We start from the raw sequence: 20894 nt of genomic DNA, 5'->3' as shown, positions 1-20894 counted from the left end.
GGAACGGCCCCGCACGTACGCCCCTCAGCCTGCTGGAGCAGCGGTGGAGCGGCACGCGGGACCGGGCAATCGGGTGACGCGCGGCCGTGTTTCAGGCGAGGACGACGCAGGCGGCGGCCGGGACGTCCAGCCTGCCGGCCGGGTGCAGGCGTCCGGTCTCGGGATCGGCGTCGAACCAGGTGACGTCGCCGGACCACTCGTTGGACACGTACAGGTGACGACCCGAGGGGCCGGCCGCCAGATGCCGCGGCCATTGACCGCCGCAGTCCGCGACATCGGTGATCCGTGGCTTTTCGGGGCCGTCGGACAGCGACAGGGTGGTGATGAGGTTGCTGCCGCGGATCGCCGCCCAGACGAAGCGGCCGTCCCCCGAGACGAGGGCGACCGACGGGTACTCCCTCGTGCCCGCCGCGGGGTCGGCCGAGCCCAGCGGGACCTCACCGGTCTGGTACAGGCGGCCGGAGCCGGCGTCCCACCGGCAGACGGTCAGCTGCGGTTCCAGCTCGTGGATCACGTACGCCACGTCTCCGCGGGGGTGGAAGGCCACCTCCCGCGGACCGCTCCCGGCACGCAGCGGCGTCTCGGCACGGACGCGGAGGGGTCCGCCGGCCGGATCGGGCACGCACACGCGTACCGAGTCGGTGCCGAGGTCCACGCTGAGCACCCAGCGGCCGCTCGGATCGGGCGTGACGTGGTGGGCGTGCGGGCCGGACTGCCGCTCGGGGTCGGGCCCACGGCCGCGGTGGCCGAGGACGGCCGCAGGGCCCTGCGGCCTGCCGTCGCCCGCGATCCGCAGACCGCTGACGCTGCCGGACGTGTAATTGGCGATCAGCAGCCGGTCCCCGGCGACGCTCAGGTGGGCGGGACCGAGGCCGTCGACAGGAACGGGCCGTCCGAGCGGAGCGAGACCGTCCGCGGTGATCCGGTATGCGGCCGCCCACCCCTGCTCGGTCCCCCCGGCGGCGTAGAGCACCTGCCGGTCGACGGACAGGGCCAGGCACGAGGCGTCCCCCGGGCCGTCGACGGCGCTCAGTGCGGTGAGCGCCCCCGTCACCGGGTCCACGGCCGCCGTGGTGATCCCGCGGCCTCCGCCGGAGGCGAACGAACCGATGTAGGCACGCCGTCCGGCGCCCTGGTACGTGCTTCCCGCGCCGCCCACCGGGTGGTCCTTCCGCCGTCGGTCCGCTGCTGCGGGCGAAACTAACAGCCGGCCGCCACGCAGCCGCCGCGACCGGCCGTTGGGGGACCGCAGGTTCCGCCGCACGGGGGACGGCGCAAGCCGCTCGACGACCGCACCGAGGGCGCGTGCGTCCTGTCCGGCAGGAGCGTGCACTCCTTCCGGTCACCTGGCCGGGGGCGGCTGCGGGCGGGGTCCGTGCTCAGGGCCGGCGCCACCGGTCATGGTCCATGTGCGACCCGGCCATGGGTCCCATCCGCAGCATGCCGCCGTCCACCGCCCAGGAGGCGCCGGTGACGTAGGAAGCCGAGGGTCCCGCCAGGAATTCGATGACGGCGGCGACCTCGCGGGCGTCGCCCGGCCGTCCGGCGGGAATGCCCGGCCGGGGTTCCGTACGCACGTCCTCGTCCTCCTGGCCGGTCATGGGGGTGGCGATCTCCCCCGGAGCCACCGCGTTCACGGTGATGCCGTGTTCGGCGAGTTCGAGTGCCATGACCTGCGTCAGCAGGCCCAGTCCGCCCTTGGCGGCGCAGTACGGGCCCGAGCCGACGCGGGGCTGGTGTTCGTGGACCGAGGTGACGTTGACGATCCGGCCGCCGGTGCCCTGTCGGATCATGTGCCGGGCCGCCCGTTGACCGCACAGCAGCGGACCCACGAGGTCGACGTCGAGGACCTGGCGCACGGTGGTCAGGTCCAGGTCCAGGAAAGGCGTGGCGGTTCCGGTGCCCGCGTTGTTCACGAGCACGTCGATGCGCCCGAGTCCGTCGGCGAGCCGGTCGATGACGTCGGCGGCGGCGGGAAGGTCGGTGAGGTCGAGCCGGGCGAGCAGGGCGCGCCGGCCGCGGGCCCGGACCTCCTCTGCCGTGCGCTCGGCTCCGTCCTCGTCCTCGTGCCAGGTGATGCCGACGTCCAGTCCGGCCGCGGCCAGGCGCACGGCGACGGCGCGGCCGATTCCCGAGTCGGAACCGGTGACCACGGCCGCGGTGGGGGAAAAGTCCAGAGGACTGATCATGGTCGAGCCTTCCGTCAGGGCCAGGAGGGTTCCCGGCGGGGCACCACCACCAGTTCGCCGACCACGCTCCCGGCGGGCACGGACAACGCGTACATGACCGTGTCGGCCACGATCTCCGGGCTCTGGAGCAGAGCGGTGTCGGCGTCGGGGAACCGGTCCGTGATGAAGGCGGTCTCCATTCCGCCGGCGATGATCCCGGTGACACCGATCCCGGTGCAGTCCCGCTGCGCCTCCTTGAACAGGGTGTGGGTGAACGCCCGGAGTCCGGACTTGCTCGCCGCGTAGGGGCCCGCCTCCGTCCAGGTCCGGTTCGCGGCGGTGGAGAGGATGTTGACGATGTGACCCCCGCCCGCGGCGACCATGCGCCGGTAGGTCTGCAGGCACAGGTACATCGGCCCGAGCAGATTGGTGGTCACCACGTGCCTGACCTCCTCCGCCGTCAGGTGCTCCACGGACTTGGACACGTCGACGGCGGCGTTGTTGACGAGGACGTCCACCCGGCCGCCGTCCGCCTCGACGTCCCCGAGGACGGCCGCGACCGCGTCGGGGTCACACACGTCCATCTCGACGAAGCGGGCACGGCCGCCCGTCACCACGAGGTCCGCGCAGAGCTCCTGAGCCAGGTCCTTGCGTACGTCGGCGACCAGCACGGAGGCGCCGGCCGCGGCGAGCCGCCGCGCGATGGCGGCGCCCAGGCCCCGGGCCCCGCCGGTGACCAATGCCTGCTTGCCCGTCAGGTCGACCTGTGCCGCGCTGTTCATGCTGTGCCTTGCCTTCCCTCGGTTCCGGCGGGCCGGCGCCACCGGCCCCCGGAGGTGGGGGGCCCGGCGCCGGCGCGTCTCGTGGGTCCCACTCTGGGCAGGCACCGGGCGCCCGGCACCCGGGGTTAGGCCACCAGGCGGCGTGCACGCGCCTTTCGGATGCCGGGCGGCCCGGGCCGAGCCGGGCCCGCAGGGGAACCGCGTCCGGCTGCTGATCCCGGCCGGTTCCGACGAGAACGCTCACTCCTCGCGGAGCACCCGGACGCTCGTGACCTCCGTGTCGACCGCGTCCGGCACGACCATGCCCGCCTCCACACCGGTCCGCAGGTAGCGCAGGACCTCACCGGTGAGGCGCTCGCCGGGCAGGACGGCCGGAATGCCCGGGGGGTACGGGGTCAGCATCTCGGCCGCGATCCGGCCGTCGGCCTCCTGCCAGGGCACCTGCTCCGTCCGACCGAAGAAGGCGTCGCGGGGCAGCGCCGCCTGCTCCAACCTCAGCCTCGACGGCGGCGGGACCGTCACGGGCTGTCCCGTCCGGAGCTCCGCCGCATGCGCGGCCAGGTCGGTCAGGGCCGTCAGGAGCCCCTCGGCCGTGTCGCCGTCGTCCGCGTGGGTGAACTGCGCGCTGATGCGGCGGTGGTCGGCGACGTGGAGGTTGATGCGGTGCTTCTCCCTCAGCCAGTCGGCGGCGCGGTAGCCGGTGACCTCCCAGGCGCTGATGTCGATGATGATCTGGAGGGGGTCCATGTCCGCCGCCCGCCCCGGCCCGCAGAAGTCCTCGCGGCCGTGGACGTGCATGCCGTCGATACGGGACATGCGGTCGCGGGTCTTCTGCGCGAGGGCGAGCGCCTGGTCGTAGAGGACCTCGCCGTGCTCGACCATCTGCCGGCGCCAGCCGTCCAGTGCGGCATAGACGAGCGACGAGGGGCTGGTGGTGCCCAGCAGGTCCTCACGGCCCTTGAGCACCTCGGGTGCGACCAGGTCGCCCTGGAGGTGGAAGACGGAGCTCTGCTCCAGGCCGGAGCCCATCTTGTGGACGGAGGTGACGCACACGTCGGCCCCGGCGTCCATGGCCCAGGTGGGCAGGTCGGGGTGGAACGGCAGGTGGGCGCCCCATGCCTCGTCGACGATCAGGGGCCGGTCCCGGCGGTGGCAGACCTCCGCGATGGCGGCCAGGTCCGAGCAGGTCCCGTAGGGAGTGGGCGTGGTCACCAGCGCCCCGCGGGCGTCGGGGTGCTCGGCGAACGCCTCCTCGAAGGCCTCGGCGGACGGCGGGTGGGCGATGTGGCGCTCGGCGTCCCACTGCGGCTCCACCCAGACGGGCTTGATGCCCGAGAGGATCAGGCCCGAGACGACGGATTTGTGCGCGTCCCGGCCGACGAGCAGCTTCTCGTGCGGTCCGGCGACGGACAGCATGGCCGCCTTCACCGACAGGGAGCTGCCGCAGGTGGAGAAGAACGCGTGGTCGGCCCCGACGGCGTCGGCCATCAGCGCTTGAGCTTCCTCCAGGACTCCCCGGGAGGACGTACGGTCGTCCAGGCCGCTGGTGGCGAGCACGTCGGACCGGAACACCGCTTCCCCGAGCACGGCCCGCACCCTGGGGTCGGCGCCCCGCCCCTGTTTGTGCCCCGGGGGCGTGAACGGGGTCTGGCCGCTTTCGTGGTAGGCGGCCAACGCATCGAGTACCGGCGCTTTCGACTGGTCCATGCCGCCCGCCTGCCCCGTGACCGCCGACGAAAACGGACGTGCGCCGAAAGCGCGCCGCAGCACGTGGCGCTCCGGCCCCGGCGGTCCTGGGTCACGGCGCCGGGCTGAGATGCTGCTCCAGCCAGTCCGCGGCAGCGCGCCGGTAGAGCCGCCGGTTGTCCGCCCGCAGGAACTCGTGGCCCTCGTTGCGCAACGTCAGGTGCCGCGCCGGCACGCCGCGTTCGCGTGCCGCGCGGATGAACTGCTCCGACTCCGTCGGCGGCACGTTCGTATCGTGTTCGCCGTGGACGGTCAGCACCGGGGCGCGCAGCTGGTCGATGCGGCTCATCGGGGACAGGGCCCGCAGCAGTTCCCGGTCGTCTTCGGGGTGCCCGTACTTGGCGGCTGCGGACTGTGCGATCCACGGCTCCGTGCCGGCGAAGAAGGTGGCGAAGTCCGACATCCCGCAGACCGCGACCCCGGCCCGGAAGAGGTCCGGATGCCACACGAGGGAGGCCATGGTGAGGTAGCCGCCGTACGAGCGGCCCATCACCCCCAGCCTCAAGGGGTCGGCGTACCCGAGCGAAACCACGTGTGCGGCGCAGTCGGCGACGTCGTCGATCGCCGCGAACCGGCCGGCGCCGAGGTCGGCGTCCACGAAGGACCGGCCCCAGCCGGACGAGCCGCGCACGTCGGGGGCGAACACGTCCAGGCCCCGCCCGAGGAGCTCGTGGTAGAGCGGGCTGAACACGGGCCGTTCCTGTTCCTCCGGTCCGCCGTGCAGGTGGATCACGCACGGGGCCGGCCGGCCCGGGTCCTGCTTCGGCGCACGGTAGTACCAGCCGCCGAGTACGAGCCCGTCCCGCGCCTCGCAGCGCAGGGGTACCGGGCGTACGGGAGGCCGCCCCGGCGGGACCGCGTCCTCGTCCCGCGCCGACCATCCAGTGCGCGCGGGGACGAGTGCCGTGTCCAGTTCCCAGATGCCCGGCCTGCGCCGGGATCCCGACAGGGCGGCGAACAGTCCGCCGCGCTCCACCGGCGCGATGCGGGTCACCACCTCGTGGGGCAGGACGGGTCGGTGGCGCGGTCCGATGCCGCCGTCCGTACGGTCGAGGGCGAGCCCCACGCTTTCCAGCTCGGTCGCGCCGTGCGCGTTCCAGGCGAGGACGGCCCACCGGCCGTGGTCGGGCACGCTCAGCAGGTCGAGGGCGGACTCCTCCCGTTCGGCGGCGACGGACAGGCCCCGGGACCTCCCCCCCTCGTCCAGCCGCACCCGCAGGAGGGCCGCGAACTCCCGCTCCGCGTCGCTGCGCAGCCAGAGCGTGCGCGCGTCGGCGGAGAAGCGGCCGATCCACGGGTCCCCGTCGGCGACGTGCAGCGCGAAGGTGGTGCGGCCGGTGGCGGTGTCGAGTACGAGGGCTTCCCGTCGGCCGCGCGGGCCGCGCCGGACCAGCGCGAGGCGGCCGTCCGCGGTCGTGTCGCACACGCGCAACGAGGCGGCTCCCTCCTCGCTGAACAGCAGGACCGGTGCGGTGGCTCCGTCGGGGTCGACCAGGTAAGCGGCCAGCCCGCCGCTCCGGGCCGGGCCGAGGTCCGCGACCGGCGCACCTCCCGCCGCGGGCCCCTCCGCTCCGTGCGCGATCGGCGCGGGGCGCCGCCGGACCGCCGGTCGGGCGCCCCCGCCTTCGAGGAGGACGGCCGGGCCGCCGCGTTCGGACCACGCCGAGCCCGGTGTCCTTCCGCCGGTCGCCGACGCCCCTTCCGCTTCCGGCGGCAGGTGTCCCGGTCCGGCGTGCTCCGAGCCCGTCGGGGAAGGCTGGGCGACCGTGACGGCCAGGGCGCTGCCGTCACGCGTCCAGCACCCGAGGTGGGCCGAGCTGCCCGGCTCCGCGCCCGCAAGGACCCGGCGGCCGGTTCCGTCCGGGCGCACCACCAGGACCCGGGTGTGCTCGCCGCCCCCCGGCGCCGACGTGTAGGCGATCCAGCGCCCGTCCGGCGACCAGGAGACCTCCGTCACCGGGTCGGGGTCGCCGTCCAGTACGTGCACCTCCGACCCCCGGGCGGGCCCGCTCCACAGCTGGGGGACCCCGGCGCGGTCGCAGATGAACGCCACGTGCTCCCCGGTCGGGTCGGCGGACGGGTACCAGCATCCGTGGGCGACCAGGAGGGTCGGCGGGTCGACGCCCGGGTGGCCGGGCATCGGAGCCGGCGCGGGGGCCGGCGCCGGGGGCGGCGCGGGGCCCGGCCGGGACGCTCCGGCCCCCGGGGGACCGGCCGTCCCGTCGGGCTTTTCGTGCGCGTCCATCAGCGGTTCCGCGTGCTCCAGGGGCATGGGCCGCCTCTCCCAGGCTTGCGCTTCGGGTGTCGAACGCTCACTTGATGCCGTGCGTTTGGAGCCAGATTTCCAACGTCGCGACCTGCCAGAGGGTGTTGGCCCCGCGTCTGGTGCGGTGGCGGTTGGGCGCCTCGAGCAGCTCGTGGACCACGCGCTCGTCGAAGATGCCGCGCCGGCGCGCTTCGGGGGCCGTGAGGGCGTCGCGCACGCGCGCGAGCACCGGCTCGGCCATGTGCCGGACCGCAGGAACCGGGAAGTAGCCCTTCGGCCGGTCCACGACCTCCGGTGGCAGGATCTTGCGTCCGATGTCCTTGAGCACGGCCTTGCCGCCCTGCGCGAGCTTGAGCTGCGGAGGGCACGCAGCGGCCAGTTCGACGAGCTCGTGGTCCAGGAAGGGCACCCTCGCCTCCAGGCCCCAGGCCATCGTCATGTTGTCGACCCGCTTGACCGGGTCGTCGGGCATGAGTGCGTGGACGTCCATGCGCAGGGCCGCGTCGAGAGCGGTCGCGGCCCCCGGCGCCGCCATGTGCGCGCGGACGTACTCCATCGAGGCGTCGTGGCCGGCGGTGAACCCGGGGTGCAGCATGGCGGTGAGGTCGGCGTGCGTCCGGTCCGCGTACGCCTGCGCGTACGCCGCGTCGGCATCGGACCGGGCGGCCGAGGCGATCCGCGGGTACCAGTGGTAGCCGGCGAACACCTCGTCCGCGCCCTGGCCGCACAGCACGACCTTGACCTCCTTGGACACCTGCTCCGACAGCAGGTGGAACGCCACGGCGTCGTGGCTGACCATCGGCTCGCTCATGGCGCGGATCGCGGCTTCCAGCGCGGACGGGAGCCGGTCGGACGGGATCATGAACTGACGGTGGTCGGTCGAGAAACGGCGTGCGATCAGGTCCGAATACCGGAACTCGTCCCCGTCCTCCCCGTTCTCTGCCTCGAACCCCATCGCGAAGGTCGTGAGGTCCTCCTGCCCCGCCTCGGCGAGCAGCGCCACGATCAGGCTGGAGTCCAGCCCGCCCGACAGCAGCACGCCCACGGGGACGTCCGCGACGGTGCGCCGCCGCACCGCGGTGCGCAGCGCCTCGTGCACCGCCTCCCGCCACAGGGCCGGGTCCTCGCCGAGTGCGGAGTGCCGGGTGTAGGACGGCTGCCAGTAGCAGCGGTCCCGCTGCGTACCGTCCGGCTCCACGACGCGGACGGTGGCCGGCGGGAGCTTGCGCACGCCGGCCAGTACGGTGCGGGGCGCCGGGACCGTGCCGTGCCAGCTCAGGTAGTGGTGCAGCGCCACCGGGTCGAGGGACGTGTCGACGCCCCCGCCCGCGAGGAGGGCGGGCAGGGAGGAAGCGAAGCGGAGCCGGGTGGCGTCCTGGGTGATGTACAGGGGCTTGATGCCCAACCGGTCACGGGCGAGTACGACACGGCCGGTGTCCTGCTCGACCACCGCGAAGGCGAACATGCCGATGAGGGACTCGACGCACTCGCGGCCCCACTCGGCGTACGCCTTGACGACCACCTCGGTGTCGGAGCGGGAGAAGAAGCGGTGTCCGAGCGCCTCCAGGCGGTCACGCAGCTCGCGGTAGTTGTAGATGCACCCGTTGAAGACCACGGTGAGACCCAGCTCCGGGTCGGACATGGGCTGGGCGCCGCATTCGGAAAGGTCGATGATCTTCAGGCGCCGGTGCCCCAGCGCCACCGCGCCCTGCGACCAGGCTCCCCGGCCGTCCGGTCCCCGCGACTCCACCATGTCGGTCATGCGTTCGACTGCGGCGAGGTCCGGTCGCCCGCCGTCGAAGCGCACCTCCCCGCTCAGCCCGCACACGGGGCACCCACTGCGTGCACGGCACCCGGGGGGCGCCACCCCCTCGGCACCTCACCCTTCGTGGAGCACCTGGTCACGTACGACATCACTACACTCCTGTGCGCGTTTCGGCCGACGATGGGCGGACGGCCCGAACCGGCGATTGACATATGACGCGCCTGCCCGGCCGATCGCCCCTTAAGCGGCCGCTCCTCCTGCGGCCCGGGGCCGGACGCATCAGCCCTCGACGCCGGTCGAGGGGTGGGCGGCTCTCCCCACCACGGCTCCCTACGTATGCCCGCGCGTGCCGTGCACCGGTCCCGTTCAGCCGCAGACCACTCGACCGGCCCCCCGCCGCTTCCGCAGGGCGGAGCCTAAGGTGGAGAGAGTCCGACAGCCGCCGGCCCGAGCGCGGCCGCGGCCGCCGCCCGAGATCTGGAAGTGCACTCATGGGCCAGTCCCCGTCCGGCGGGGCCCGCCGGTCCCACCCGGAGCCCTCCGCTGACGACGCCGGTGCGCTGTTCGGGCTGGAGGACCTGCGCACGGGGCCCGCCCCCGCGGGCACGGCGCGGCCGGGGCCGCCCATCGGGCCCTCGTTCCGCGACTCCCCCACAGCTCGCCGGCTGCTCTCCGTACGGGAGATCCACGCCGAGCCCGCGGCCGCAGCCTCGCCCCGAGGACGGCAGATCCTGGCGCGCTTCCCCGCCGCCCGGATCATCGAGGTGGACTCGCACTGGCGCATCCCGGCACTCCACGGCAACGAGGGCAACGCCGAACGCTGGGTCCGCATCAAGAGCGAGGTCCTCGTCCTGGGCGAGAAGAAGACGCTCGCCACACGACCCAACGGAAGGTCGGCCGACTGGATCGCCCCCGGACCGGCGAACGGCTGTGCGATGGCGTGCGCCTACTGCTACGTTCCGCGCCGCAAGGGTTACGCCAATCCGATCACCGTCTTCACCAACATCGAGCAGATCATCGCCCACCTCGGCCGGCACGTCGCGCGGCAGGGACCCAAGCGGGAGCCGAACCAGTGCGATCCGGGCGCCTGGGTCTATGACATCGGGGAGAACAACGACTGCTCGGTGGACGCCCTCATCAGCGAGAACACGGCGGACCTGGTGCGGGCGTTCGCGCGCTGGCCCACGGCCAAGGCCTCCTTCGCCACGAAGTTCGTCAACCCCGACCTGCTGCTGCTCGACCCGCGCGGCCGCACCCGGGTGCGCTTCTCGGTGATGCCGCCCGACGACTCCCGGTTGCTGGACATCCGGACCAGTCCGGTGGAGCAGCGCATCGCGGCGGCCGCGGACTTCCTGGAGGCGGGGTACGAGGTGCACTTCAACCTCTCACCGGTGGTCATCCGTCCCGGCTGGCAAGAGGACTGGGCCCAGCTGCTGCAGCTGATGGACGACGTGCTGCCCCGCGCCGTGAAGGATCAGGCAGCGGCGGAGGTCATCATGCTCACGCACAACAGGGCCCTGCACGACCTGAACCTCACGTGGCACCCGCGGGCAGAGGACATGCTGTGGCGTCCCGGCCTCCAGCAGGCCAAGGTCTCCGAGAACGGCAGCCGGAACGTCCGCTACCGCAACCACGCCAAAGCCGAAGCCGTCGCAGCCGTCCGCCGCCTGGTGACCACGTACGCTCCCTGGTTGCGGATCCGCTACGCCTTCTGACGGCGGACCGCCGTACGTCATCCCGGCGGTGCGTGTCGGGCGACACGGACGCGATGGCCTCAACGGCCGCCTGCACCTCCGAACTTCGGCCACCCGCTCTACCACGGGGCACGGGCGCGGATGGTCTTGCCGCCGTCGGGGGTGCGTTCGATGCGCACCTCGGTGGTGAGGCGGTTGATCAGTTGCCATCCCCAGCCGCCGGTGCCGTCGGTGTGGGGCGGGTGCGGCTTGGGCAGGTCGGGGCTGGTGTCGGTGACGCGGATCTCGATGTGATCACCGTTCAGTTCGAGGTGGAGCGATGCGGGCCCCCGGGTGTGGCGAATGGCGTTGGCGACCAGCTCGCCGACGATCAGGAGAACGGCGTCGCCGTTCCCGGGCCCGGAGGGCGGCCGTACGCGGGCGGCGCGGTGGAGAAAGGCACGGGTGGCGTCGCGTGCCGACACCGTGGGCTGCCCGTCGCGGGGCAGGGAGCGGTCAAGGACGGGTACATCCATGCGTCCTCCTTCCGCCAGGGGCTCATGGAGCACCTGCCCGGTCCGGGAGGGAACAACCCGGCAAACGCCTGGCACGGGTACCGCTCCCCCGCACCCGGGCCACGGTCAGGTCTTCGCCCGGCGGCCGCCGGACCGCGGGCCGTCATCGACCGCGCCGTCGCGCAGTCACCGCTCAGGTCGCTCCGCACGCGCACGCGGGGCGTCGAAGACGACGTCATCGACCGCGCAGATGTCCGCGGACATGTTGCAACGCATCATCCGCAAGGCCGCTTCGGCGAAGTCGGCATCGATGTGGGCGACCGCTTCGGCCGGTACGACGACATCGAAGTGCCGGATATGGGCATCCAAGGCCGAGTACATCACGCACTGTTCGGTCACCTGCCCGCACAGGACGAGGCGCTCGATCCCGAGTTGACCCAGCAGGTAGGCCAGAGGGGTTTCGAAGAAGATCGAGTGCCGCGCCTTGACGACGAAGAGCGAGTTCTCGTCCGGCGCGACCGGCTCCACCAGATCGCTGTGGCGTCCGGCCAGGGCGGCCCGCAGGATCTCCCCGTGGTGCGAGCGCCACTCCCCGAAGTTGTCGTTCACGTAGATGACGGGCGAATCGCTGGCCCGGGCGCGCTTCAGCAGCGCCGTCACCCCGTGGAGCGCATCGCGGACGGACGGGACCAGGGCTTCGGCGTCCTCGTGTGCGTACGTGTTGAGCATGTCGATCACGATGAGCGCTGTACGAGGCATGGGAGCGGCCGCCTCTCGTCTCGTTCCGTGATCCTTCTGCTGGTTCCAGTCTCCATCATCCGGGGCCGAGTGGCCGGTGGGGCGGCTCCCACAGCCGTTCCGCTCAGGGGCGGCCCCGGCTGAGGAGGCGGCGTACGGCGTCTTCCACGGCGCCGTGGGTCGCGGGATCCCCGTCCGCGGCGCTCGCGCCGAGCGCGTCGAGCGCGGGCCGGATCGTGACGCCGTTCTCGAAGAGTTCGATCACACGGGGGTTGATGTAGGACGCACGGCACACGGCCGGCGTATTGCCCAGGTACCGGCTCACCTCGCGGACCGCGCGCGCCTCAGCGCTCCGGCGGCGGGTGGGTGAGGCATCGGCCATGGTCTCGGACACGGCCAGCGCGACGGCGGCGAGGACCGTCGCGTGCCACGTGCGGAAGTCCTTCGCGGTGAGATCGGTGCCGGCCCTGTCCCGCAGATAGCCGTTCACGTCTTCTGCGCGAACGTCGTGCCAGGCGCCCGCCTCCCGGTAGGCGAAGAGCTGGGGCCCCTCGTCCCGGCGCAGGAGCGCCCGGATCACGGCGGAGGAAGCCGGGTCTTCGAGCGACCGGGTCTGCTGCTGCGCCGCCTTCCCCGGAAAGTCGAAGCGGACGCGGCCCCGGGCGCACCGCGCGTGTTCGCGCAACAGGGTGGTCAGGCCGTACGCCTCGTGGTCGCGGCGGTAGGCCGTGCCGCCGATCCGGAAGAAGCCGAGGTCCAGGAGCCGAGCCAGGCAGGCGAGCACGCGATCGCGCACCAGCCCGCGCTCCTTCAGGTCTTCCTCCACGGCCGCCCGCAGATCCGGCAGACGCGCCGAGACCTCCAGGACGTGCTCGTGCTTGGACGCCTCGCGCAGCTCGCGGAACCGTTCGTGGTACAGGTACTGGCGCCGGCCTGCCGCGTCCGTCCCGATGGCCTGGATATGCCCGTTGCTCCAGGGGCAGATCCAGACGTCCTCCCAGGCCGGAGGGATGGCCAGGGAGCGCAGCCGGGCACGCTCCGGCTCGTCGGTCACCCGGTGGCCCGCGGAGTCGAGGAAGCGGAATCCTCTTCCGGTGCGACGGCGGGTCCATCCCGGGCGATCGGGACGGCTCGTGCGGAGCCTCACGGACCTCACGGCCGGCCCCGCACACCGGCAGGTCCGGATGGTTGCAAGAGGAACATGCTGCGCATCTACCCGCCGGTTTCGTCCGCACTCACCGGGCGCGAACGCGCGTAAGCGGCCGCCCCCTGGACAGAAGCGGGCACGAGGCTGCGAGGAGGCGACGTGGGAGACGTGGGCGGTGTGGGCGGCGACATGGGCGACACGGTCGATCCATCCGATGACCTGTACGCGCGACTGCGGCGGGAATGCAGCCGCAGGGCGGACGATCTGTGGGCGGTCAGCCGCGCCCTGCACGCGGATCCCGAGCTCGCCTACGAGGAGCACCGTGCGGCCCGGCTGCTCACCGACGAACTCCGGCGGGCGGGGTTCGCCCTCGAGCCGGGGACCGCGGGGCTCGACACGGCATTCGTGGCCCGGGCGGGCAGGGGTCGGGGGCGGTGCGTGGCGCTGCTGATGGAGTACGACGCGCTGCCGGACCTGGGACACGCGTGCGGACACAACCTGATCGCCGCGGCCGGGCTGGGGGCCGCCCTGGCCCTGCGCAGCGTGGTGGAGGAGGAGTTCGACGGCACGGTGCTCGCCGTGGGGACACCCGCGGAGGAGCGGGGCGGGGGCAAGGTCGCCCTGGCGGAAGCCGGCGTGTTCGACCAGGTGGACGCCGCGTTGATGTTCCACCCCGGCGTGCACGACTGGTCATGGGCGCCGCTGACCGCGCAGACCCAGGTCCGCGTGGGCTTTCACGGCCGGGCGGCGCATCCGACGGGCGACCCCACGCGCGGGATCGACGCCCTGGCCGCCCTGATCCAGCTGTTCAACACGGCGGCCGTGATGAGCAGGCGGTTGCCGTCCGGCTCACACGTCCAGGGGATCGTGACCGACGGTGGCAGCGCGACCAACATCGTGCCCGCCTTCGCCGAAGGCCTCTTCGGCCTGCGTGCGGCCACGAGCACCGCGCTCGACGCGCTGGTCGCCGACCTCCGCGGCTGGGCCGAAGGCGTGGCTGCCGCGACCGGCACCACGGTGGAGGCGACCCGGACGGGCAGGGGTTACGCCCATTTCCGGAACAACGACGTCCTCTCGGACCGGTTCGGCCTCCACCTCGCGCGCTCGGGCATCCGACTCACCCAGCCCGTCGCGGGGGTGTTCCTGGGGTCGTCCGACATCGGGGACGTCAGCAGCCGGGTGCCCACCATCCATCCGTTCCTCGCGATCCTGGGCGACGGGGCCTCGGACCACACCCCCGCCTTCGCCCGGGCCGCCGCCTCGGAACGGGGCCGCGACGTGATGCTGGCGGCCGCCGAAGCCCTGGCCTGCACGGCGGCCGATGTCCTCACCGACGCCGGACTCACCGCCCGGGCGTGGGCCCGCCAGCGGGAGAAGGCGGCGGGAGGCCTCTGACTCCCCTGACCGAGCGGGGTCTGCGTTCCGCGCCCGGGCCGGGGTCCCGTGCGCGTACTGCGCCGCACCGATCACCCCTCACTTGGCCCAGATGTCCATCAGCTGGTTGGCCGCACGGAAGTTGTCGGGCGTATCCACATTGCACACGACGGTGACGGCCGTGTTGCGGTCCGGGCTCACCTTGAAGCTGCTGTGGAATCCCTCCCAGTCTCCGCGGTGCACCAGGCTCTGGTCGGGCAGGACGAGGATTCCGGCACCGTACCGCCCCTCCTCGATGCCGCGCTGGCGCAGGACGTCGCCCACGCTCACCGCTCCCTGCGTGACGCCGGCGAGCAGTTGCTTTCCACCGATCCGGCCCGTGCGGTAATTGTCGGCCCAGCGGACGAATTCCCCGGGGGTGGTGTGGACGGACCCGTCTCCGTACTGCTTCCAGGGGGAGGAGTTGGGAAGGAAGGAGCCGTCCTTCTCGTCGTACGACGTGGCCTTGCCGGGAACGTCCACCGCGGGGGACAGCGTCATGCGCAGGCCCAGGGGGGTGAAGAATTCCTGTTGGAGGAACGTCGGGAACGGCCTGCCGGTGACCCTCTCGACGACATGTGCCAGGAGGAGGTAGTTGGAGTTGGAGTAGGAGAAGCGCTTGCCCGGCGGATCCTCCGGCCGTGAGGCGAGGATGGCCGCGATCGCTTCCTTCTGGCCGGCCGGATCCGTCAGCTCGATGCCCTTGGCCTCCAGCAGGTCCTGGTAGTCGGGGATGCCGCTGGTGTGACGCATCAGGTCGCCCAGCGTGACGCCCCGCGTCCAGGCGGGCGGGTCGTCGAGGAAGTCGGACAGGGGGTCCGTCAGGGCGAGTTGGTTGCGCCCCGCCAGCAACAGGACGGCGTCCGCGGTGAACTGCTTGGAGTTGGACGCCATGTCGAAGACCGTCTTCGAGGTGATGGCGCGCCCGGTCGCCAGATCGGCCTTGCCTCTCCCCGCCTCCCAGACCACGCGCCCCTTGCTGCCGACGGCGGCCGCACAGCCAGGGCCGTCGGGAGACGGAACCAGCTCCTGGAGGACCTCCGCGCTGCGTTGCCCGCGGTCGTCGCCGGTCGCGTATGCCTGCGGGTGGGCGACACCCGTCAGGGCAACGGCGACCACCGCGCCGCCGACGGTGCACAACGACACCAACCGTTTCACGGACACCACCTGCTCTCCAACGTCCCGAAGCTGCCCTCTGCCCTGCCGGTCACTTCGGGGTGATCGTGAACGGTTCCCACCTGAGGCCCGCCACGCAGCCGGTGTCGGGCGCGGTCGGACGGGCGAGGAAGGAGGCCAGCACCTTCTGGGCACAGGGCGACTGCGGGACCACCCAGTGCCCGATGCCGGGGATCTGCACGGTCGTCGAGTCGGGCAGCGCACGGGCCGTCTTCTGCGCCCAGCTCGCCCCGGTCTTCATGTCGAACGTCCCGTTGAGGAAGAGCGTCGGCACCGAGCTGACGGGGGCCACCCGCATCGTGGCGGTGCGGTCCGGGACGTTCCAGACACGGCACACCTGTTCCTGGAACGCCAGCTGGGGCGCCTGGGCCAGGACCGGGTCCGGCCAGTCCGGGAAGGCCCGGCGGCCGGCGTCCAGCACGTCGGACGCCGAGTGGTCCGGCACCCACTCGCTGCACACCACCGAATGCGTCAGACCGTGGGCGGTCTGGCCGTCGACCTGGACCGAGCCGGCGGCGCGGGCCCGGGCGAAGCGCTCCGGACGTCCGCGACCGAGTTCGTCGATCGCCGCCGGGACCTCGGCGAACGGAATGGCCTTGGCGACCAGCAGGTTCACCAGCGCGCCTCCGTCGAGGACCACCTTCACGGGGTCACCGCCCTGCGGCGGCCGGACGTTGAGCGTCAGGGGCCGGGCTTCCAGCTTGCGCACCTGCTCGTTCAGGGTCCGTTCGAGGTCGGGGTAGCGGCTCTTGCAGCGGGGCTCCGCCGCGCAGGCCTTGTAGAGGTGGTCGAGACCCTCCCGGGCGCCGGCCCAGGCGAAGGGCAGGGAGACGGACTGCGAAGGGGCGATGGAGTCGAGCGCCACCGCGCGGATCCCCTGGGGGTGCAGGCGCAGGTAGGTCATGGCCAGGTTGCTGCCGTAGGAATGGCCGTAGACGTTCCACTGCTTGATGCCCAGCGCCGTGCGCAGGTCGGCGAAGTCGGCGGCGTTCTCGGTGCTGTTGTAGGCGCTCAGGTCGGTCCCGTCGGCCGTCAGGCGGTCACGGCACTGCTTCGCCGCGTCGAGCATGAGCCGCTCCGTCTGCGGTGCGTAGGAGGGGAGCCCCACGGACGTGGCGTAGAAGCGGTCCAGCTCCGGGCAGGCGAGGTTGGGCTTGTCGTAGAGATTGCCGCGCTGGGCCATGATGATCAGTTCGCGGTCCCGGTTGAGGCCGGAGGAGACCAGGAACGGGATGTCGTCGAACGTCTCGCCCCCGGGGCCGCCGGACATGAACACCACCGGGTCCGGGGCGGGTTTCGCCGAGGTGGCCGGGACGACCGCCACGGCCAGCCGGATGGTCCGTCCGCCGGGACGGGAACGGTTCTCCGGGACTTCCAGGAATCCGCACCGGGCGGTGGCCAGCGCTTCGATCGGCTCCGGCGTCGTGGGGCAGGGCCCCGGCACGAAGCGCGACGCGGGAGCCGGGCCGCGGCCGGCGCTGTGATTGGTGCCGGTGTGGCCGGCGCTGTGGGTGGTGCCGGTGTGGGGTGGTGTGGCGCCCCCCGCACTGGGGGCCGGTGCCGTCAGGAGGCCCAGGGCGAGCCCGGCCGCCGCTGCCCCCGTACGAAAGCTGTGCCGTGCCATGTGATCCCGTTCCTCTGCCGGTCAACGGCTGCCCCGCAGGGCAACGCCGCCGCGGTGTGGGTGGAACGCACGTAATCGACGCTACCAGGCGGTCCGACGGCCCGCACACGGACGGACGGCGGCCGTCCGGTACACCTCACCCGCTCCACGGGGGTGTGCGTGCACATCCCCTGAAAGGACCTCATGACGGCCGGGGGCCACGGCCGGTGAGGGGCTCCTGACCCGAGCTCAGACGGGCTCGGGGCGGTCCGCGTCCGCCTGGGCGTGTTCGGCGCGCGGAGCGGGGGGCGGGGCGGTGCCGGTGGGCAGCAGTTCGGTGGTGATGAAGGCGATCACCGCCGCGAGGATGGCGAGGGGCATCATGGCGGAGCCGCCGAGCAGCAGCACGACGAGGACCACGCTGCTGACCGGTAGCCGCAGGGTGGCGGCCGTGGCCGCTGCCATGCCCGCCGTCATGGCCGGTACGAGGCCCAGGCCGGGCAGCGGGGCCAGCAGCACTCCGGCGGCCGTTCCGAGGAAGAGGGCCGGGAACACGGGGCCGCCGCGCAGGCTGCCGAGGCAGAGGGCGTAGGCGGTCCCTTTGAGCAGCAGGACGGCGACCAGCGCGCCCACGCCCCAGGCGTGCGGGTCGGCGGCCAGTCGGCCGAGGGCGGTCTGCCCCGACAGGGCGACGTCCGCGGGGGTCCGCCCGGTGATCAGGGCGTAGAGGGCGGCGCAGGATGCGGCCGCCACGGCGCACAGCACGGTGCGCCGGAGCACGCCGCCCGCGACGTACGCGGCGACGCGTCGGGCCGCCGTCAGTACCGGGTGCAGGAGGAGGGCGAGGACGAGGGCGATGGGGAGCGTCCACAGCACGTCCGCTGCGTCCAGGCGCGGGAGGGGCGTGGGCAGCTCGAGGCCGAGGCTGCCCGTTTGAAGCCCGGTCCACCGTCCGAAACCGGTGAAGACCAGGGCCCCGACGCCGCTGGAGAGCAGGGCCGGCAGCATGACCGCGAACAGCTGGGGCCCGCCGACCCCGGCCACTTCGATCAGGAGCACCGCGGCGACCAGCGGGTTGCCGAAGATCGCCGCGATGGCGGCGGCCGCGCCCGCGGCGCCCAGCAGCGCATTGCTCTGCGGGGTCGCCGGAGCGCGGGTGAGGTCGTGGAAGAGCAGCGCCAGGCCGCCGCCCAGGGCGATCAGCGGTGCCTCCGGTCCCAGGACGGCGCCGAAGGGCAGGCTCGCGGCCGCGGCGAGCAGGACGCCCGGCAGGGTGACCGGCGAGGTCCCGCCGGTATGGAGGCCGGCCGCGGGGACGTGTCCGCCGGCGCCGGGCAGATGGGCGGCGACCAGCCCGACGACGGTCCCGGCGAGCAGGAGCAGGGGGAAGGGCCACCACCACGGCGGGTCTTCCCAGCCCAGGCCGTGCGGAAGGTCCGCCCAGAGAACGCGCTCCAGCTCGTGCAGTCCCACGAGGAACCAGAACGCCATCAGGGAGACCGGAACGCCGGTGAAGGCGGCGAAGGCGAGCACCTTCAGGTAGCGGGGCGTGCGCAGGATGTCACGCAACCGGTCGGCCTCCTGCGGCTGCTGACCGCTTCCCGGACCCGCGGGTCGAGCACTGGGCTCTGTCATGGCTCGCCTGCTTCCTTGCCCGTGGCCAGGCTTCTCGGGTGCCCGTGGCCGGGCTTCCCGGGTCGGCCGCCGAGGGCATGGCGGCGGTCGTCCGGGCGCGGGGATCAACCGGTCAGGGGACAGGGGCTGATGGGTACGGCCAGTACAGGTGGAGCGGACGGGAGGCGGGGCGCCTGCCGATCGCCCCGGAACGGCGCTGCCCGACCGGGCGCGCGCGTCGTCCCCTCGCTGCGGCGGCCCTTGCGGGTGGGAGCGTCCCCCGCCGCGGTGCTGCGGGGCGGGACGACGTACCGATCTTGTCCGGCTCTCTCATTCTCGACTCCCGCTCCGCGGCACGCCACGCGGGGCGGGAGCACGGCGGGACGGCTCCGGCCGACGGGCCTGCGCCGTCACGGGCAGGCGGACGCCGGGGGCGGGGACCCGAGGCCGGTCCCCCGGTCCGAGGGCCGGCAGGAGGACGGGGTCGCCGGCGCGACTACCCGTCAGATCGTTTCTCCGCCAGGAACTTTCGCAGCTTCGCCAGCGGCCACGTGTTGACGACGTCGTCCTTGGTCAGCCAGCCGCGCTGCGCCGTGGCCACCCCGTAGCGCATGTACGGAAGGTGCGTGGTGGCGTGCGCGTCGGAGTTCACGGCGAACTTCACCCCGTACCGCTTCGCGCGCAGGATGTCCTCGTCGCACAGGTCGAGCCGCTCGGGATGCGCGTTGATCTCCAGCACGGTGCCCGTGCGCGCGCAGGCCTCGAAAACGGCGTCGAAGTCGGCGTCGATGCCGGGGCGCTTGCCGATCCGGCGGGTCGTGGGGTGTCCGATGACGGCGACGTGCGGGTTCTCGCAGGCGCGCACGAGGCGGCGGGTGAGTTCCTGCCTGCTCTGGTTGAAGTGGGAGTGGACGGAGGCCACGCAGATGTCGAAGTCCGCGAGGAACTCGTCGGGCCAGTCCACGGTGCCGTCCGGGCCGATGTTGAGTTCCGTGCCGTGCAGCAGCCGCATCCGGTGGTGCGCGCCGTCCAGGGCGCGCACCCGCTCCCGCTGGGCGAGGATCTTCTCGCTGGTCATCCGCTGCATGTACAGGTTCGGGGCGTGGTCGGTGACCGCGTAGTAGGCGTAGCCGCGCGCGGCAGCGGCGGCGATCATGTCCTCCAGCGGCGCCAGCCCGTCGGTGAGGTCGGTGTGGGTGTGCAGGTCGCCGCGGATGTCCTTCTCCGTCAGCAGGTCGGGGAGCTCGCCGCGCAGCCCGGCCGCGATCTCGCCGCGGTCCTCGCGCAGCGTCGGCGGGATCCAGGGCAGCCCCAGCCGGGCGTACACGGCCTCCTCCGTCTCGGAGGTGAGGCTCTTGCCGCTCTCCACGTCGAAGAGGCCGTACTCGGAGAGCTTGAGGCCCTGGCGCACCGCCAGCTCCCGGGTGCGGATGTTGTGGGCCTTCGAACCGGTGAAGTACTGCAGTCCGGCGCCCCAGGAGGCGGGCGGAAGGACCCGCAGGTCCACCTGGAGGCCGGTGGCAGTGCGCACGGAGGTCTTCTTCTCCCCGTGGGCGATGACCTCGGCCGTGTGCGGGTGGGCGGTGAGGGCGTCCATGAACGGGCTCGAACGCCGGGCGGCCACCAGGATGTCGATGTCGCCGATGGTCTCCCTCATCCGGCGCAGGGACCCCGCGTACGTGCACCGGACGCAGCCGCGGATGTCCGACAGCTCGCCGACGAGCTGTTCGGCCACCTCCATGGCCGCGCTGACGAGGATGCGGCCCTCTCCGGCCTTCTGCAGTACCGCGATGCCGTGCAGGATGTTGCCCTCGGTCCGCTCGCCGAAGCCCTTGAGGTCGCGCAGCCGCTCCTGCCCGATGGCCTCGACCAGCTGGTCGAGCGAGGTGATGCCCAGTTCCTCGTAGAGCAGCATGGCCTTGCGGGGGCCGAGGCCGGGGATCGCGATCAGCTCGCGCACTCCGGCCGGTACGGACGCCCTGGCGTCGTCGACGACGGGCATGCGGCCGGTGCGCAGGTACTCGATGATCTTGTCCGCCACCGACTTGCCGACGTGGGGGATCTCGAGCAGGCTCTTGGCGTCGAGCGTCGCGACGTCCTGCGGGTAGCCCCCGACGGCGCGGGCGGCCTTCTCGTAGGCGCGGGCCTTGAAGGCCTCCCCGCCCCGGATCGAGATGAGATCGGCGTACTCCTGGAGGAGGGCCTCGACCTCGTCGTTGGCTCGGGCCATGTCTCCAGGGTGCCCCCGCACGGCCCGGGAGGGCGCGCCGGGCCGCGCACGCCGTGGT

Annotated in this window: 15 protein-coding genes; 2 read left to right on the top strand and 13 right to left on the bottom strand. The window is 72.9% G+C overall.

Translation table 11 applies throughout. The annotated features are described in order from the left end of the window. Positions 1-91: 91 nt before the first annotated feature. From AB0D44_RS16895 to AB0D44_RS16870, 6 genes are all read right to left on the bottom strand, one after another. Entirely contained in the window at positions 92-1159 is a 1068-nt protein-coding gene (locus tag AB0D44_RS16895) for a lactonase family protein (protein WP_362590860.1), read from the bottom strand. A gap of 220 nt (positions 1160-1379) precedes the next feature. Further along, entirely contained in the window at positions 1380-2189 is an 810-nt protein-coding gene (locus tag AB0D44_RS16890; RefSeq protein ID WP_362590857.1) for an SDR family oxidoreductase, read from the bottom strand. Positions 2190-2203: 14 nt separating this feature from the next. Beyond that, complete coding sequence (locus AB0D44_RS16885; RefSeq protein ID WP_362590854.1) at positions 2204-2950, bottom strand: SDR family oxidoreductase; 747 nt, start codon at positions 2948-2950, stop codon at positions 2204-2206. A gap of 240 nt (positions 2951-3190) precedes the next feature. Then, positions 3191-4657, bottom strand: a complete 1467-nt coding sequence (locus AB0D44_RS16880) for an ornithine decarboxylase (protein WP_362590851.1) — start codon at positions 4655-4657, stop codon at positions 3191-3193. Positions 4658-4748: 91 nt separating this feature from the next. After that, positions 4749-6836 (bottom strand): prolyl oligopeptidase family serine peptidase, encoded by a 2088-nt coding sequence (locus AB0D44_RS16875; RefSeq protein ID WP_362590972.1) that lies wholly within the window; start codon positions 6834-6836, stop codon positions 4749-4751. A 172-nt stretch (positions 6837-7008) separates the two neighbouring features. Then, positions 7009-8790, bottom strand: a complete 1782-nt coding sequence (locus tag AB0D44_RS16870) for an N-acetylglutaminylglutamine amidotransferase (RefSeq protein WP_362590848.1) — start codon at positions 8788-8790, stop codon at positions 7009-7011. Positions 8791-9218: 428 nt separating this feature from the next. Between AB0D44_RS16870 and AB0D44_RS16865 the strand changes: the two genes are divergently transcribed. Further along, on the top strand, positions 9219-10442 hold the full coding sequence (locus AB0D44_RS16865) for a spore photoproduct lyase family protein (protein ID WP_362590846.1): 1224 nt from the start codon (positions 9219-9221) through the stop codon (positions 10440-10442). Positions 10443-10540: 98 nt separating this feature from the next. On the opposite strand, the gene AB0D44_RS16860 is transcribed toward AB0D44_RS16865, so the two are convergent. The 3 genes from AB0D44_RS16860 to AB0D44_RS16850 form a co-directional block, all read right to left on the bottom strand. After that, on the bottom strand, positions 10541-10936 hold the full coding sequence (locus AB0D44_RS16860) for an ATP-binding protein (RefSeq protein ID WP_362590843.1): 396 nt from the start codon (positions 10934-10936) through the stop codon (positions 10541-10543). A 165-nt stretch (positions 10937-11101) separates the two neighbouring features. After that, positions 11102-11674, bottom strand: coding sequence for an isochorismatase family cysteine hydrolase (locus AB0D44_RS16855; RefSeq protein ID WP_362590841.1), 573 nt, complete (start codon positions 11672-11674; stop codon positions 11102-11104). A gap of 103 nt (positions 11675-11777) precedes the next feature. Beyond that, positions 11778-12800 (bottom strand): DNA topoisomerase IB, encoded by a 1023-nt coding sequence (locus AB0D44_RS16850; RefSeq protein WP_362590838.1) that lies wholly within the window; start codon positions 12798-12800, stop codon positions 11778-11780. A gap of 189 nt (positions 12801-12989) precedes the next feature. On the opposite strand from AB0D44_RS16850, the gene AB0D44_RS16845 reads away from it, so the two are divergent. Next, positions 12990-14195, top strand: a complete 1206-nt coding sequence (locus AB0D44_RS16845) for an amidohydrolase (RefSeq protein ID WP_362590969.1) — start codon at positions 12990-12992, stop codon at positions 14193-14195. Between the two features lie 78 nt (positions 14196-14273). Here AB0D44_RS16845 and AB0D44_RS16840 read toward each other — a convergent pair whose 3' ends face one another. The 4 genes from AB0D44_RS16840 to polX form a co-directional block, all read right to left on the bottom strand. Beyond that, on the bottom strand, positions 14274-15371 hold the full coding sequence (locus AB0D44_RS16840; protein ID WP_362590835.1) for a serine hydrolase domain-containing protein: 1098 nt from the start codon (positions 15369-15371) through the stop codon (positions 14274-14276). Between the two features lie 49 nt (positions 15372-15420). Then, a complete protein-coding gene (locus AB0D44_RS16835; protein WP_362590832.1) occupies positions 15421-17013 on the bottom strand; it encodes an alpha/beta fold hydrolase in 1593 nt (530 codons plus the stop codon). Between the two features lie 228 nt (positions 17014-17241). Beyond that, complete coding sequence (locus AB0D44_RS16830; protein WP_362590829.1) at positions 17242-18627, bottom strand: chloride channel protein; 1386 nt, start codon at positions 18625-18627, stop codon at positions 17242-17244. Between the two features lie 475 nt (positions 18628-19102). After that, entirely contained in the window at positions 19103-20836 is a 1734-nt protein-coding gene (gene polX / locus AB0D44_RS16825) for a DNA polymerase/3'-5' exonuclease PolX (protein ID WP_362590827.1), read from the bottom strand. Positions 20837-20894 lie beyond the last annotated feature (58 nt).

Source organism: Streptomyces sp. NPDC048349 (assembly GCF_040651925.1).
Lineage (GTDB): Bacteria > Actinomycetota > Actinomycetes > Streptomycetales > Streptomycetaceae > Streptomyces.
This window is presented reverse-complemented; position numbering and strand designations above follow the sequence as displayed.